Genomic DNA, 14,533 nt, shown 5'->3' on the forward strand with positions numbered 1-14,533 from the left:
CAGACACTATAGTTTGCCGGTCACAGGTCGATCTCCGGCAGGCGTCGGCGCTGGCCAGATCGTTGATCCGCCTGCGGCTTTTGTGGTCTAACCGGGCCAACCGCGCCCCCGGGGCGCAGAGCTGCGGATCGGCCCGCCGATTCTCGGACCCTCCGAAGCCCCGACCAGACAACAAGGCAGCCCGCCCGTGATCTTTGCTCTTCGATCTTTCCGCGCTTCGGTGCTTCTGCCCTCTGCCTGTGTGGCTGTGCTGGGTCTCAGTCCGGGTCTGGGTGCAGGGGCCGCACAGGCGCAGGATGCGCTCACCGCGCCCAAGCCGGAGGCCCCGCGCTTCAAACCGCTGCCCGCCCCCAGCCTCAATTTCTACGGCTCCCCCGGTCTGGTGGACATGCCAAGCGCCGAAATGCTGCCGGACGGGCAGTTTGCCGCCACCTATTCCTGGTTTGGCGGTCAGGCCCGCTACAATCTGACCTTTCAGGCCACGCCCTGGCTCAGCGCCGCGTTCCGCTACAATGGCATCCAGACCAATGGCGCGCAGATTGCCGGCTTCTCCACCTATTATGACCGCGGCTTTGACGTGCGGCTGCGGCTGCTGCGCGAGGGGCGCTATCGTCCGGCCGTGACCCTGGGCCTGCAGGATTTTGCCGGCACCGGGATTTATGCCGGCGAATATATCGTCGCCACCAAGAATTTTGACACCCCCGCCCTCAGCCATCGCAGCGGGGCCGGACGGCTGAAGCTGACCGCCGGTCTGGGCTGGGGACGCCTGGGCACCAGCGGATCCATCGGCAGCCTGGCCGGCAGCAGACCGGGGTTCACGGCCGGCAGTACCGGCGGTGAACTGTCCTATGACCAGTGGTTTCGCGGCGAGATGGCGCCTTTTGCAGGTATCGAATGGCTGCCCAATGACCGCTGGGGGCTGAAGGCGGAATATTCCTCCGATGCCTATGTGCTGGAGACCGGCGCTCCGAATGTGTTTGAGCGCAAATCCTCCTTCAGCTTCGGCGCCGAATACCAGGCCAGACCGGGGCTGCGGCTGGGGGCCTATTACCTCTATGGCTCGGAACTGGGGGTGACCGCGCAGATCCAGCTCAATCCGAAACACCCCCCCCAGCCGATGCGGGTGAGCGCGCCGGTGCCGGTGGCGCCGCGCAGCAGCTGGGCCACCGAGGAGGCCCATTGGAGCCGCGACTGGGCCCGGAGCACCCGCGCCAAGACCACCCTGCGGGATCTGATGAGCGCGGCGCTGCAACAGGATGGGCTCATTCTTGAAGCGCTGACCCTGCCCGCAGATGGCACCGAGGCCGAGCTGCGCTATCGCAATCCCCGCTACCGCGCCCAGACCCTGGCCATCGGCCGCGCCGCCCGCGCCATGGCACGGCTGCTGCCGCCCTCGGTGGAGACGCTGAAAATCGTGCCGATGCGCGGTGGGCTGGCGCTGTCGCAGGTGGTGATCCGGCGCAGCGATCTGGAGGCGCTGGAACATCACCCCGACGCCACCGAGGCGCTCTGGGCGGTGACCGGCCTGCAGGAGGCAGGCCCGCTGGCCGGGGAGGCGCTGGTCGCGCAGGATCTCTACCCGGCGTTTTCCACCTCCATCAGCCCCTATACCGCGCCGTCCTATTTTGACCCGGATCTGCCGTTCCGGCTGGATGTGGGGGTGGATCTGAAGGCCTCTTATGCGCCCGCCCCGGGCTGGCGCATCGCGGGCACCCTCCGCCAGCGGGTCTGGGGCAATGTGGCAGACGGGCGCGCCTCCAATTCGGTGCTGCCACGGGTGCGGACAGATGCGAGGGAATATGCCCAATTCGGCACCACGCTGAAAAACCTCTATGTCACGAAGCAATGGCAGATGGGGCGGGATCTCTATGCCCGCAGCACCGTCGGTCTGTTTGAAAGCATGTTTGGCGGCGTCTCGGGAGAGCTGCTGTGGAAACCGGTCTCCAGCCGTCTGGCGCTTGGGATTGAGACCAACTACGTGGTGCAGCGCGATTACGATCAGCGGCTGTCGTTTCGCGATTACAAGACCTTCACCGGCCATGCCTCGGCCTATTACCAGCTCGACAAAGGCTACCATGTGCAGGTGGATGCCGGGCGCTATCTGGCCGGCGATTATGGCGCCACCTTCAGCCTGGACCGCGAATTTGCCAATGGCTGGCGGGTCGGCGGCTTTTTTACCCTCACCGATGTCTCCTCCGAGGATTTTGGCGAAGGCTCCTTTGACAAGGGCTTCCGCTTCAGCATCCCGCTGGACTGGCTTCTGGGCAAACCCAGCCGCAATACATTTGGCATGGTGGTGCGCCCGACCCAGCGGGATGGTGGCCAGCGGGTGCATGTCCCCGACCGGCTTTATGGACAAATCCGCGAGGCCCACCGCGCGCAGCTGACCCGGCAACGGGCGAGGATCTGGGAATGATGATGTCTGCAACGGGTCACCCCCGGGGGCGTCTGGCCCCGTTTGTCGCCCTGCTGGGGCTGCTGGCGCTGACCGCCTGCAGCCGCGGACCGGACGCGCCGCCCCTGCAGGTCGAACTGTTGCGCAACCTGTCGGACCGGGTTGGCGCCCGGCTGTCCGGGGGCCGGGCGGATCCGGCCGCGCGCCCGCCGCTGACCCGCGCCGGTCTGGATGAGATCAAGGACCCCTATATCGAGGTCACCATCGAGAAAAACGGCGTCTTTGCCTATCTGTCGCGCCAGCAGCTGCGCCGCGATGACAGCCTCGGCACGGTGGCGGTCTGGCGCACCGAGGATAATATCAGCCTGACCCTGCGCAACGGCGTTCTGGTGGCCACCCGCAACCTTGGCAATGACATCCTGTCCAGCTCCGCCCTGGTGGCGGGGGAGACCGGTGGACCTCTGCGCAGCGGCGCCCGGCGCTATCATATCCGCGGGCTCGACAATGGCGCCTGGCAGCTCGACATGCTCTGCAGCCGCCGCGATCTCGGGGCTGATCCGGTTGTCATTGTGGAGCTGCGCTACCCGACCCGCCACATCGAGGAACGCTGCCAGCCCAGCCAGCCGGGGCGCGGCGGCGAGATCGTCAATGACTACTGGGTAGATTCGCGCAGCGGCCGGGTCTGGCAATCACGCCAATGGGCCGGTGCCAATGTCGGCTATCTGCGCATCCGTCAGCTGACCACCGGCGGCTGATCCGGCCCCGGAGGCTATGAAAAACAGGCGGTTTTAGAGCAGATCCGCCAAAATGAGCGATATCTCGGCAACGTCGGAAAAAAAATTCCAGTCCCCGGGATATTGCTGCTAAAAGCTGCGTTGAATTCAAAGGGTAACTCACCTACTCTCAGCTCAACGGTCTCCAAAGGAGTTTTGGATTATGAACAAGTTCTTCGCAGCACTCGCCCTGGCCACCCTGGCCGCAACCACCACCGCCTCCGCTCAGGAAGAAGGCACCCCGACCCTGCTCGGCGGTACCGGCCTTGAGCAGGGCACTCTGATTGCAGGCGGCGTTGCCGCTGCGGTCATTCTGGGTGTGATCCTGAACGACGACGACGAAACCAGCACCACCACCACCACCAACTGATCGCTTGCGATCTGATGGGGTGCGGCAGGATCTGACCTCCGCCCGGCGCGCCTGAGCAGGGCAGGGTGTGGATCCCAGGCTGACAGCGTCTCAGGAATACCCATCTTCGCGATGGAAAAAAGCGGGCCACTGGCCCGCTTTTTGCGTCTGGATCGTCTGCGATTGATGTCTCCGACGGCGGGCGTCACCCCACCCGGCGCAGAAAGGCCCTTGTGCGCGGATCCTGTGGCGCGTCAAAGATCTGCGCCGGCGGGCCCTGTTCGACAATCCGCCCACCTTCCATGAAGACCACGCGATCGGCGATCTCACGGGCAAACTGCATCTCATGGGTGACGATCAGCATGGTCTGGCGCTCTTCGGCGACCTTGCGCATCAGCGCCAGCACCTCGCCCACCCATTCGGGATCCAGCGCCGAGGTCGGCTCGTCAAACAGCATCAGCTCGGCCCCCAGCGCCATCGCGCGGCCAATGCCGACGCGCTGCTGCTGGCCGCCCGACAGGCTGGCGGGATAGGCATCGGCCTTCTCCGCCAGACCGGTCTCCGCCAGGATCTTCAGCGCGCGGGCGCGGGCTGTGTCGCGGGGCTGCTTCTGAACGGTGACCAGCGCCTCCATGATGTTTTCCGCCGCCGTCTTATTGGCAAACAGCGCATAGTTCTGAAACACGAACCCCGTGCGCCGGCGCAGGGCCAGGATCTCTGCCTTGCTGGCGCGGGCGGCATCCACCGCCAGATCCCCAATGCGGATCAGACCGGCATCGGGGGCATCGAGGAAATTCAGGCAGCGCAGCAGCGTCGATTTGCCGGTGCCCGACGGGCCGATGATGACGATACGCTCGCCGGGCTGGATGGTCAGATCGATGCCATCCAGCACCACCGCGTCGCCAAATGTCTTGCGCAGCCCGGTGATGGAAATCGCGGTGTCGGATCTTGCATCGCTCATCGTGCATAGGCCTTGTTCAGATGGGTCTCCAAGAGCCGCTGCGCCAGCGACAGCGCCTCCACCAGAATCCAGTAGATCACCGCCACCACCAGGAAGGCCTCGAAATAGAGGAAACTGCCTGCGGCCTCTTTCTGGGTCGCCCCCATCATTTCAGTGACCCCCAGCGTAAAGGCAAGCGAAGTGCCCTTGATCATGTCGATGAAGTAATTGACCAGCGTCGGCGCCGCGATCCGGGCCGCCTGCGGCAGCACGATACGGCGCATCATCTGGCCGCGGGTCATGCCGATCGACTGCGCCGCCTCCCATTGGCTGCGATCGACGCCAAGGATGGCGGCGCGGATGCTTTCGGCCATATAGGCAGCAAAATGCAGGGTCAGCCCCATGATTGCCGCGGTGACCCCGTCAATCTGGGTCAGCACCGACAACACCTGCGGCAGCCCGTAGTAGAACAGGAACAGCTGCACCAGAAGCGGCGTGCCGCGAAAGAAGCTGATGAACAGCACCACCAGCTGGTCCAGCACCGGGATCCGCAGCACCCGCTCCACCGCCAAGAGGGACGCCAGCACCAGTGCCAGCGCCATGGCCACCACCGCCATGAACAGCGTCAGCGGCACATAGCTCAGCAGCACCGGCACCAGCCCCAGCATATAGGCGAGGTCCAACCCCTGCATTTACCGGCTCACTTCTCGACTGCTGCGGTGGCAACCGTGATATCGGTGCCGAACCATGTCTGCGAGATCTCGGCCAGCCTGCCGCTGTCGCGCAGCCGGGTCAGCGCCGCATCCACACGGTCGCGCAGCGCCAGCCCCGCCTCGTCCTGACGGAACGGCAGGGCATTGCGGATCTCGGAGAAGGGCGCGCCGGCCAGCGCCAGCGGCAGCGGGCTTTCCTGGATCAGCTGGGCCGAGGACACCCGGTCCATCACAAAGGCATCGACCCGCCCCAGTGCTGTATCCTGGGCGATATTGGCCTCATAGGTCTTGATCTCGATCTTGTCGGCCTCCGGCAGGTTGCGCAGCAGCTCCTCGAAGTTGGAGCCGAGGTTCACCGCCACAGTCTTGCCCGCCAGATCAGCAGGGCCTGCGATACTGTCCTCATTGCCGCGTTTCACCACCACCTGGGCGCCATCAATGACATAGGCTTGGGTAAAGGCGAATTTGGCGCTGCGCTCGGGCGTGATGGTGATCTGGTTGGCGATGGTGTCGATACGCCCGGCATCCAGCGCGCCGATCAGCCCGGAGAAGGACATGGTGACAAATTCCACCTCAAGGCCGGTTTCCTCGGCCACCGCATTCATCACATCCACTTCAAACCCCTGCAGCACATCCTGCCGCACGAAGGTAAAGGGGAAATAGCCGCCCGACATGCCCACCCGCAGCGTGTCGGAGGCAAGGGCTGAGGAGGCGGACATCAGGCTCGCGGCGATGGCCGCAGTGCGGGCAAGCCGGACAAATGGTTTCATCATGACAAGGGAATCCTTTTGAGTTCGGCCCCGACCTAATCCCCCTGCGGCCGGGGACCAAGATGTCGCAGGCCCGGAAATGACAAATAAGCCCGCCTGTTCGCAGCCAGACGGCAGGCAGAGAACCAGCCTACGGAACAGACGCCGCAAAGCGGGAACTTGTTCCCTTGTTGGGTCGATTTTCTCGGGTTTGTTCCGATCCGGGCCGGAATGCGCCCGGATCTGATCGGGATCAGCCGGTTTTCCCACCTGCCGAATGCGCCATCAGGCGCGCCATGTGGCGGGCCAGCTGCTGCACATTGGGTGGCTGCAGGATCGACAGATGTGATCCCGGCACCTCGATCAGCTCAAACCCGGCCTCGGCCACCGGCGCCCAGCCCAGCCCCTGGGCCAGCCCTTCGGAGCTGTCAAAAAGATCGTCGCCGGCCCGGAACACGGTCAGCGGCGTGGCCAGCGGCTCCGGCGCGTAATGTTCCACCGACTGCTGGTTTGCCGCGATCAGCGCGTCGATCGTCAGCTTGCCGCCGCCGGTCCACTCCAGCCGCCGCCGCTCAAAGGAATTGCGCAGGGTCTCAATCCGATTGGCCACGATATGGCGCAGATAGGCAGGCCCCATACGCCGGAGCAGCTGCAGATGGGCGCCCAGCCTGGCCCGGCCCTGCACCCGGCTGCGCCCGGCCGGCCCTTCGGCATCAAACAGCGCCACCAGCCCCAGCTCGCGCCCCGCCGCCAGCAGCTGACGCGCCAGTTCAAAGGCGAAATAACTGCCCAGAGACACCGCCGCCAGATGCACAACCCCGCTGGGGTAATGGGTCTGGATCTCGTCCAGATACATCTTGGCGGTGGTCCGCACCCCGGTGGGGGTGTCATCATCCAGCAGGCCGATACTCAGCCCGTAGACCGGCTGGTCGGGGCCAAGGGCACGGGCCAGCGGGCGATAGAATTCCTCGTTGCGGCCCAGCACATGCACGCCAAACAGCGGCGGCCGCGCCGCGCCATCCTGGATGATCACCAGATGATCGGGCAGGCTGTGGCCTTCCGGTGTTTCCGTCGCGCCGGTCTGTTCCCCGTTCTGCTCCGCCTCCAGCGCCGCCGCCAGGGCGCGGGGGCTGGGGGTCAGATGCAGCGCCGCCAGGCTCAGCCGCTGGCCCAGATCCGCCTCGATCCGGCCAATCAGCCGCATCGCCAGCAGCGAATGGCCGCCGCGGTCATAAAAACTGTCATCCGCCGCCAGATCGGGCTGGCCCAGAATATCGGCCATCATCTCCGTCAGCTGCCGGGCCAGCGGCGAGGGCGGGGCAGAGGTGTCAACCGCCGCTCCGGCGTCCCGCCGCAGACGCAGACCGAGCGCCCCTGCGGCCTGCTCCGGGGCGGGCAGGGCGGCCATGTCGATCTTGCCCCCTGCGGTGCGTGGAAACTCTGCCAGCGCCACCAGCGCCGGGCGCATATGGGCGGGCAGATCGCGCTGCACCACCTGCTGCAACGGGCCGAGATCCCATTGGCCATCGCCCGTCTGCGCCACGCCCCGGACCCAGCAGCAGAGCTGCGCCGCAGGCCCATCCTTGCCCCGGACCGCCGCCAGCGCCTGCACCCCGGGACAGGCGCGCTCCAGCACCTGTTCGACATGGCGCAGATCAATGCGAAAGCCGCGCAGCTTGACCTGCCGGTCCTGCCGCCCGAGAAAGGCCAGCGTGCCATCCCCCCGCCAGGCAGCGCGATCCCCGGTGCGATAGATCCGCGCCGCCGCGCGCTCTGCTGCAAAGGGGTCGGGCCGGAACGCCTGCGCGGTGTCCTCGGGGCGGCCGATATAACCATCGCTCACCGCCAGGCCGCCAATCCACAGATCCCCGGCCACCCCTGCGGGGGCCAGGCTGCCATCAGCGGCCAGCACATAGGCGCGGGCATGGGCGGTGGGGCGGCCGATGGGCACATCCTCCTCCGCATCAACCGGGCCGCCCGGATCATGCAGCGTGCAGGTGATGGTGGTTTCCGTCGGCCCGTAGCCATTGAGCCAGCGCACCCCCGGCGCCAGCTGCTGCCAGCGCGCCAGCGCCTGCGGGCTGACCTGCTCCCCGCCGACGATCACCAGCCGCACCGAGGGCGGCAGGCTGCGGCCACTGTCGGCCATCACATCGCACAGCACATGCCAGAAGGCGGTCGGCAGGTTCAGCACCGTCAGCTCCAGCGCCGCCACCCGGTCCAGAAACAGCCCCGGCGCGCCGATCATATCGGGCGCGCGCAGCACCACGCAGGCGCCAGCCAGGAGGCTGGGCAGCACCTCCTCGATGGCGACATCAAAGGACAGGCTGGCAAATTGCAGCATCCGGTCGCTGGCCTGGAGGTCAAAGGCGGCGGTGATGGCGCTGGCATGGGCCAGAAGCGCCCGCATCGGCACCCGCACCCCCTTGGGTTTGCCGGTGGACCCGGAGGTATAGATCACATAGGCCAGCCGCGCCGGATCCGGCGCGGGGCGGATCGGCGCTGCGGACCGGGGCTGCGCCTGCCCGGCCCCGGGCGGGATCCAGACCAGCCCGTTTGAGGTCAGCGCCGTCTCATGTTGAGGAGCCTGATCGGCGGATTCACCCATGTCAGAGCCTGAAACGGTGCCATGATCCGGCCCGCCGATGCCCAGCCGGGTGCCGCTGTCCTCCAGCATATGGGCCATCACCGCCGCCGGGTAGGTGGGGTCCACCGGCAGAAAGGCGGCGCCAACCTTCAGCACCGCCAGCATCGCAATGATGAACTCCGGGCTGCGCGGCAGGCAGATGGCAATGATATCGCCGGCCTCCGCCCCCTGCGCCTGCAGAACCCCCGCCAGCTGATCGGCGCGGGCCTGCAGATCGGCATGGCTCAACACCGCGCCCTCGGGCGCCATCTGCAGCGCCGGGGCCTCAGGCGCCCGCGCCGCCGTGGCCTCCAGCCGGGTTGCCATACAGGGCGGGGCCGCTGCCATATCCTGCGCCAGCCTCTGCGCCAGCGCCGGATCCGGGCGGCCCTGTCGCACCAGCTGCGTGACCTCCGCCTCCGGCAGCATCCCCAGATCGCGCAGGGCCATGCCCGCGGGCGCCATGGCGAGGCTCTGCAACAGCTGGCACAGGTGATCCAGCATCCGCTCCACCTGTGTGCCCGGCAGCACCTCGGGATCATATTCCAGCATCAGCAGCGGCTGTTCATCGCCATAGACCGCCAGGGTCAGCGGCATCGCGCCCTCTTCGCGCAGTTCCACCCGGCGGTGCCGCCAGGGGGTCTGCGGATCGGCGCCGCCGAGGCTGCGCATCCGCTCGTTCAGACTGTCGCGTTCGAACATCACCATGCTGTCAAACAGCGGCACGCTGCCCGGCAGCCCGCACCAGCCGCGCATATCCGCCAGCGCGGCATGTTCATGATCGCGCAGCGCCACCGCATCGCGGCGCAGGCGCGCCAGCAGCCCGTCAACCGTCTCGCCCCCCGACAGATGCAGATACAGCGGCACCGTATTGATCAGGCAGCCCACCGTGCGCCCGCAGCCCTCCAGAAGATAGCGCCCCGATCGGGTGACCCCGAAGAGCGCCGTTTCCCGCCCGCTCCAGCGCGCCACCAGAAGCCCCCAGGCGGCATGGACCATATTGGCCAGGGTGGCCGCGCCGCCGCCCTCTGTCGCCGTGACCGCGCCTGCGCGCTGCATGAGGGCGCGGCGCAGCTCGGCCGGCAGATGTCGCTGCAGGATCCGCTTGCGCCCGGGGCTGTCCTGCGGTGTGTCGGCCGGCAGATCCGCCAGCCGGGCAATCTGATTGGGGGTTTCGAACCCCTTGAGGTGATCCTGGAAAAACGCCCGGCTTTCCGCCCGCCCCGAGACCTCCGCCACGGCCGGGCTGAAGGCGTCAAAACCGGTCACCGGCGCGGTCTCGGCAGGCAGATCGCCCGCGCTCAGCGCCGCAAAGACGTCCTCCAGCACCACCGCCATGCTGCGGCCATCGACCAGCACGTGGTGGATGGTCCAGACCATCACCGACCGCTCAGGCCCCAGCCGCGCCAGCAGCACCCGCCAGGACACCGCCTGCTCCAGCGCGCAGCCCCGGTTGCGATCCTCGGCCAGGAACCGTTCCAGCCGGGCGGTCTGATCCTCCGCCCCCAGCCCCTGCCAGTCCTCGGTCTCCACCGTGACCTGCGCCGCGGCCACGGCCACCGGCGCCACCTGCAGCACCGGCTGCGGGCGGCCCTGCCACAGCACCGCGCTGCGCAGCACCGGATGGCGGGCGCAGACCTGCTGCCAGGCCGCCTGCAGCGCCTCGGGCGCGGGCGCCTCGGCGTCCAGATGCACCACGATCTGTTCCAGATTGACCCAAGGTCGGCCGGCAGCCGCGCTTTCATAAAGCAGCCCCTGCTGCATCGGCGTCAGGGGGATATCCCGCGCCCCGTCCACCACAGACGCTGCCTGAAGATCCGTCTCGCCCATCGCAGATGTCGAGCCAGGCTTAGCTGCCTGTGAAGTACCGGTCATGATGCCCCCTACCTGGCATCGGGCCTGGGCCAACCCGCGCCATACTTTCGATCCTGTGCCGCGCCCAGGTGGTCTGGGTATCACGTCACTCTTAACATCCACCTGTCTGCGGCCCTTCCGGCCCGGCCTCCGATGATGCCGACCGCAGGGCCAAAGGCTACCAGATCAAACGGCAGACGAGCAATAAAACACCACCCGGCCACGATCACATCTCCGTCTGATCCGGCAAGATAGGGAATTTGTCGCACCCCGGTTCGGAATGTGCTCCGGGTGTAAAAAGCTTTTTAATCAATCTTATGTTAAATTATTGCACATTCACCGCGTCGCGGCGATATATTCAGCGGGCAGATGTGACAAAGGCCGCCTGACAGGCGGCCTTTGTATCTGGGTTCGGCATGACACCAGCAGCAGCGGATCATTCCGCCGGGGTTTTCTGGGCAACCAGCTCCCCCAGCACCTGCTCCAGCGCCGCCGCGTCGCCGCCGCGCAGGCAGGTCAGCACGGTCCGGGGCAGACGGCGCTTGGCGCGCAGCAAAGGGGTCACCGGGCGCTTGCTGTCATGGGACAGCTCGGCGTTGATCAGCCGCGATCCGGCCGCCGCGCGCAGCCGCTCCACATGAGCCAGATCCAGCGGATGATCGCCGTGGATGGCATAGATCCGGGCCGCCCGGTCACAGCCGCTGCAGCCATCGCGGTAGCCACTGCTCCAGTCCAGCTTGCGCGCCGCCGGGAAACGGGTCTCTCCGGGGATCAGATCCTCGGCCAGGGTGGTGATCGGCTGCAGCGCCACCACGTTTTCCGCGCCGATCAGGTCGGCAAAGGCCATGGCGCCAAAGGCCCCCATACCGGAGCCCAGCACATGCACCTTGTCAAACCCAGCCATCCAGGCGCGGGTGTCCGGTGCCCGGAAATACTGTTCCAGATCCAGCGGACGGTACCAGTTCTGCTGATGCGGCAAGACCGACAGCACCGCATAGCCGGATTTGATCAGGAAACGCTCGCCAAAGCCCGGACGCAAGGGATCCTTGCGGTCCAGCGCCTGGCCTGCCCCTTCAAAGGTGACAACCAGCTCCCGCGCGCCCTCCGGATGCAGCCGCCGCATGGCATAAGACGGGGTCAGCGTGGTGGTGGGCCACAGCCCCTCTGGCAGCGCTTCTTCGGGGGCCTTCTGGCTGCGGATAGCGCCCAGATGGCCTTGCCGGTCCACCGCAGGCACCGGCTGCGGCTCGTCGGGCACGATGGTGTCGACCTCCAGCCCGTGTTCGGCCAGCGCCGCCACATATTCGGCATGCCGCTGGCGATAGGTCGCCTTCATCGTGTCCAGCATCTCGGGCGACAGATATTCATCCAGCGTCGCCTTCAGCCCCTTGCGCATGAATTTCTGCGTGTTCAGCGCCGGCAGGCCGAAATGTTCGGTCAGCTCGGCCACCCGGTTGTCATGCTTGAGGAAAATCGCCGGCTGACCCGCCTGCAGGGCCGCCACGCCACCGTGGAACCGGTCACCGATATAGACATCATGCAGCATCGCCGCCTGCCGCCAGGCGCCAGCCTCGGAGAAGTAATAATAGCGGTTGAAATCGACCTTATGGCCGCATTTGCGGCTCAGCCAGCGATTGAGCATCTCGGGCTGGGCAATATTATTGCCCTCATTATAGCCAAACCGGTCCGTGATGAATTTACCATAGGCAAAGATCTCATCCTGGAACACATAAGAGGCGTCGATCTTGTCGAACGCCTTGGCCAGTTCGGTGCCGCGTTCAACGATGGCGCCGTCGCGCATGGAGAAATGGCCTGCGGTCATCACATTGGCCTGACGCCCCTTGGCCTGGGCCGCGGCCCCGTCGATGGCCATGATCGACTGCGGATAGACATAGAGACTGGGGCAGCCCAGCACGGTGGTGTTCTCCAGCCCGTTGTTGGCCAGCCACTCTGCCGTCTGGGTGCCGCGCACCCCAAACAGATTGGCCCGTTCATTGAGCAGCGCCAGAAGATCGCGGTTGCCCGGCAGCAGGTCCTCAAACGCATGGCTGCCCTGCATCCCGGCCCCCAGCACCACAAAAGGCACCCGCCCATCCAGCGCCTCCAGCGCGGTAAACAGCCGGATACCATCGTGATTGGGGCGGATGAAATTGGCCAGTGACACCACGATCATGTCGAAATGCTCGGCGATGGTCTCGGCATAGCCCTCACCGAGGTTCTTCTGCAGATTGGCGATATTGCCCACCGCCGACCCATCCGGGTCCTTGCGCAGGCTGCGCGCCGGGGCTTCGGCATGGATGATATTGCCGCGATTCCCGGTCAGCCGATGCGCCGGTTTCAGACCGAACAATGTGTCCGTCACCGTCGGCGGCACCCCCAGGATACTGGAGAGTGCCGGATCCGGACGGTGGACCGAAAGCACGGGAGCGTGGAAAAGGATTCTCATATATCACCAGATGTTACTCGCCATAGCCTCCACAAACGGATGGTATGGCCTATTGAAAATAGGGGATCGGCAACCGCGCTTTGGCGTCTCCGGCGGCCGCAGCCCCCGGGATTGCTGCGTTGCGCGCATGTTAGCGCCATGACCTCTGGGGACAAGCCCGGAAAACCCGGCAGAGGCCCCTGGTGGTGAAACCCTGCCCATGGGGGCGCCCCGCGCACCCGCGCGCCTGGACATACTGGACGCCCGGCCAGATCTCCCCGCCCGCGCCCCGCCGAAAGGGTTGCGCCTGCCGCCCTCTCGCGGCATGGATAGGGGATGAAATTTCTCTTTGTGCACCAGAACATGCCCGGCCAGTACCGGGAGATGATCCAGTGGCTGGCCGATCAGGGCGAGCATGAGATCGTGTTTTTGACCCAGCGGAATGATGTGAAGCTGCCCGGGGTCACCACCGCAACCTACAGCAGCCATCACCAGCCTGCCGCCGATGCCTACGGGCTGTCCAAGGACTGGGAGGCGGCAGCCGGCAATGGCATTGGCGCCGCCCTCGCCGCGCGCCAGCTGGAGGCCAGGGAAGGCTTCAAGCCCGATATCATCATTGGCCACACTGGCTGGGGGGAGCTGACCTTCATGAAAGAGGTCTGGCCGGATGTGCCGATCATCGGCTTCTTTGAATATTTCTACCGCACCACTGGCGGGCTGGTTGGCTTTGACCCGGAAAATCCCCCCGGCGAACACGCAGGGTTCTTTGCCCATGCCCGCAACACCGTGCCCTTTGCCAATATCGAGGTGGTCGATCTGGGCCACAGCCCGACCTACTGGCAGCGCGACCGCTTCCCCAAGAGCTTTCACGACAAGATCTACGTCAGCCATGACGGCATCCGCACCGACCGGCTGCAGCCGGACCCACAGGCCAGCATCGGCCTCGGCCGCCTGCCCCGGCCGCTCAGCCGCGACGATGAGGTGATCACCTATATCGCCCGCAATATGGAACGCGCCCGTGGTTTTCACGTGATGATGCGCGCCCTGCCCAAGATCCTGTCGGAACGCCCCAATGCGCGGATCCTGATGATCGGCGGCAATGAGACCTCCTATGGGCGCGAAAGCACCCATCCCGCAGGGCTGCGCGGCGAGATGGAGGATGAGCTGGGCGACAGCGTCGACTGGAGCCGGGTGCATTTCCTCGGCCGGGTGCCTTACAGCGATCTGTGCAAGATCATCCGCATCAGCCGCTGCCACATCTATCTGACCATGCCCTTTGTGCTCAGCTGGTCGTTGCTGGAATCGATGTCGATGCAGGCCACTGTCGTCGCCGCCGATGTGGAGCCGGTGCGCGAGGCGGTGACCCATAATGAGACCGGCATGCTGGTGGATTTCTTTGATCCCGGCGCGCTGGCCGATCAGGTGGTGGATGTGCTGGCCAATCCCGGCGCCTATGCCCATCTCGGCCCCAATGCCCGCGCCCATGTGGTGGAAACCTACGATTTCCTGACCCGCTGCATGCCCGAGCACGCCCGCCAGATCAACGCGCTGCTGCCTGCGGGCAAACAGCTGAAGATCTGACACCCGGGCCGGCAACCGCCCAGTCTGTAACAGTTCGGTCCGCAGCAGAGTATCCGGGGATGATCTGCGTCGACCCGGGATCCAGCCCCCCAGCATGGATCCATGGCCGACGCAGCCCCGACCTGCCC

The 14,533-nt window shown here is 66.0% G+C and carries 9 protein-coding genes; 4 read left to right on the forward strand and 5 right to left on the reverse strand.

What is annotated here, in order from left to right; genetic code table 11:
- The first annotated feature begins 241 nt into the window (after positions 1 to 241).
- From VWZ87_RS02050 to VWZ87_RS02060, 3 genes are all read left to right on the forward strand, one after another.
- Positions 242 to 2,416: a YjbH domain-containing protein gene (locus tag VWZ87_RS02050; RefSeq protein ID WP_416535236.1), complete on the forward strand. Its 2,175-nt coding sequence runs from the start codon at positions 242 to 244 to the stop codon at positions 2,414 to 2,416.
- Positions 2,413 to 3,150 (forward strand): YjbF family lipoprotein, encoded by a 738-nt coding sequence (locus VWZ87_RS02055; RefSeq protein WP_416535218.1) that lies wholly within the window; start codon positions 2,413 to 2,415, stop codon positions 3,148 to 3,150. The genes VWZ87_RS02050 and VWZ87_RS02055 overlap by 4 nt, the downstream gene beginning before the upstream one ends.
- A 181-nt stretch (positions 3,151 to 3,331) precedes the next feature.
- Positions 3,332 to 3,538 carry a hypothetical protein gene (locus tag VWZ87_RS02060; protein ID WP_340547824.1) on the forward strand — a complete coding sequence of 69 codons (207 nt, stop codon included), beginning with the start codon at positions 3,332 to 3,334 and terminating at the stop codon, positions 3,536 to 3,538.
- Positions 3,539 to 3,722: 184 nt separating this feature from the next.
- Here VWZ87_RS02060 and VWZ87_RS02065 read toward each other — a convergent pair whose 3' ends face one another.
- The 5 genes from VWZ87_RS02065 to VWZ87_RS02085 all read right to left on the reverse strand — a co-directional run bounded on the left by VWZ87_RS02065 (position 3,723) and on the right by VWZ87_RS02085 (position 12,845).
- The gene (locus VWZ87_RS02065; RefSeq protein WP_416535219.1) at positions 3,723 to 4,478 is read right to left on the reverse strand and encodes an amino acid ABC transporter ATP-binding protein; all 756 of its coding nucleotides are present in this window, start codon (positions 4,476 to 4,478) and stop codon (positions 3,723 to 3,725) included.
- Positions 4,475 to 5,149 (reverse strand): amino acid ABC transporter permease, encoded by a 675-nt coding sequence (locus VWZ87_RS02070; RefSeq protein ID WP_340547826.1) that lies wholly within the window; start codon positions 5,147 to 5,149, stop codon positions 4,475 to 4,477. Before VWZ87_RS02070 ends, VWZ87_RS02065 begins: the two co-directional genes overlap by 4 nt.
- Positions 5,150 to 5,157: 8 nt before the next feature.
- Positions 5,158 to 5,889, reverse strand: coding sequence for an amino acid ABC transporter substrate-binding protein (locus VWZ87_RS02075; RefSeq protein WP_416535237.1), 732 nt, complete (start codon positions 5,887 to 5,889; stop codon positions 5,158 to 5,160).
- 283 nt (positions 5,890 to 6,172) lie between these two features.
- Positions 6,173 to 10,420 (reverse strand): non-ribosomal peptide synthetase, encoded by a 4,248-nt coding sequence (locus VWZ87_RS02080; RefSeq protein ID WP_416535220.1) that lies wholly within the window; start codon positions 10,418 to 10,420, stop codon positions 6,173 to 6,175.
- A 415-nt stretch (positions 10,421 to 10,835) separates the two neighbouring features.
- The gene (locus VWZ87_RS02085) at positions 10,836 to 12,845 is read right to left on the reverse strand and encodes a polysaccharide pyruvyl transferase family protein (protein ID WP_416535221.1); all 2,010 of its coding nucleotides are present in this window, start codon (positions 12,843 to 12,845) and stop codon (positions 10,836 to 10,838) included.
- Positions 12,846 to 13,160: 315 nt separating this feature from the next.
- On the opposite strand from VWZ87_RS02085, the gene VWZ87_RS02090 reads away from it, so the two are divergent.
- On the forward strand, positions 13,161 to 14,405 hold the full coding sequence (locus VWZ87_RS02090) for a glycosyltransferase family 4 protein (protein WP_340547830.1): 1,245 nt from the start codon (positions 13,161 to 13,163) through the stop codon (positions 14,403 to 14,405).
- Positions 14,406 to 14,533 lie beyond the last annotated feature (128 nt).

The organism is Phaeobacter sp. JH20_37 (assembly GCF_048056015.1).
Lineage (GTDB): Bacteria > Pseudomonadota > Alphaproteobacteria > Rhodobacterales > Rhodobacteraceae > Phaeobacter > Phaeobacter bryozoorum.

Excerpts from the sequence above, each read along its gene's own strand:
- VWZ87_RS02070 (WP_340547826.1), bottom strand. The coding sequence starts at position 5,149 with ATGCAGGGGTTGGACCTCGCCTATATGCTGGGGCTGGTGCCGGTGCTG.
- VWZ87_RS02060 (WP_340547824.1), top strand. The coding sequence starts at position 3,332 with ATGAACAAGTTCTTCGCAGCACTCGCCCTGGCCACCCTGGCCGCAACC.
- VWZ87_RS02085 (WP_416535221.1), bottom strand. The coding sequence starts at position 12,845 with ATGAGAATCCTTTTCCACGCTCCCGTGCTTTCGGTCCACCGTCCGGAT.
- VWZ87_RS02075 (WP_416535237.1), bottom strand. The coding sequence starts at position 5,889 with ATGTCCGCCTCCTCAGCCCTTGCCTCCGACACGCTGCGGGTGGGCATG.
- VWZ87_RS02090 (WP_340547830.1), top strand. The coding sequence starts at position 13,161 with ATGAAATTTCTCTTTGTGCACCAGAACATGCCCGGCCAGTACCGGGAG.
- VWZ87_RS02065 (WP_416535219.1), bottom strand. The coding sequence starts at position 4,478 with ATGAGCGATGCAAGATCCGACACCGCGATTTCCATCACCGGGCTGCGC.
- VWZ87_RS02055 (WP_416535218.1), top strand. The coding sequence starts at position 2,413 with ATGATGATGTCTGCAACGGGTCACCCCCGGGGGCGTCTGGCCCCGTTT.
- VWZ87_RS02080 (WP_416535220.1), bottom strand. The coding sequence starts at position 10,420 with ATGACCGGTACTTCACAGGCAGCTAAGCCTGGCTCGACATCTGCGATG.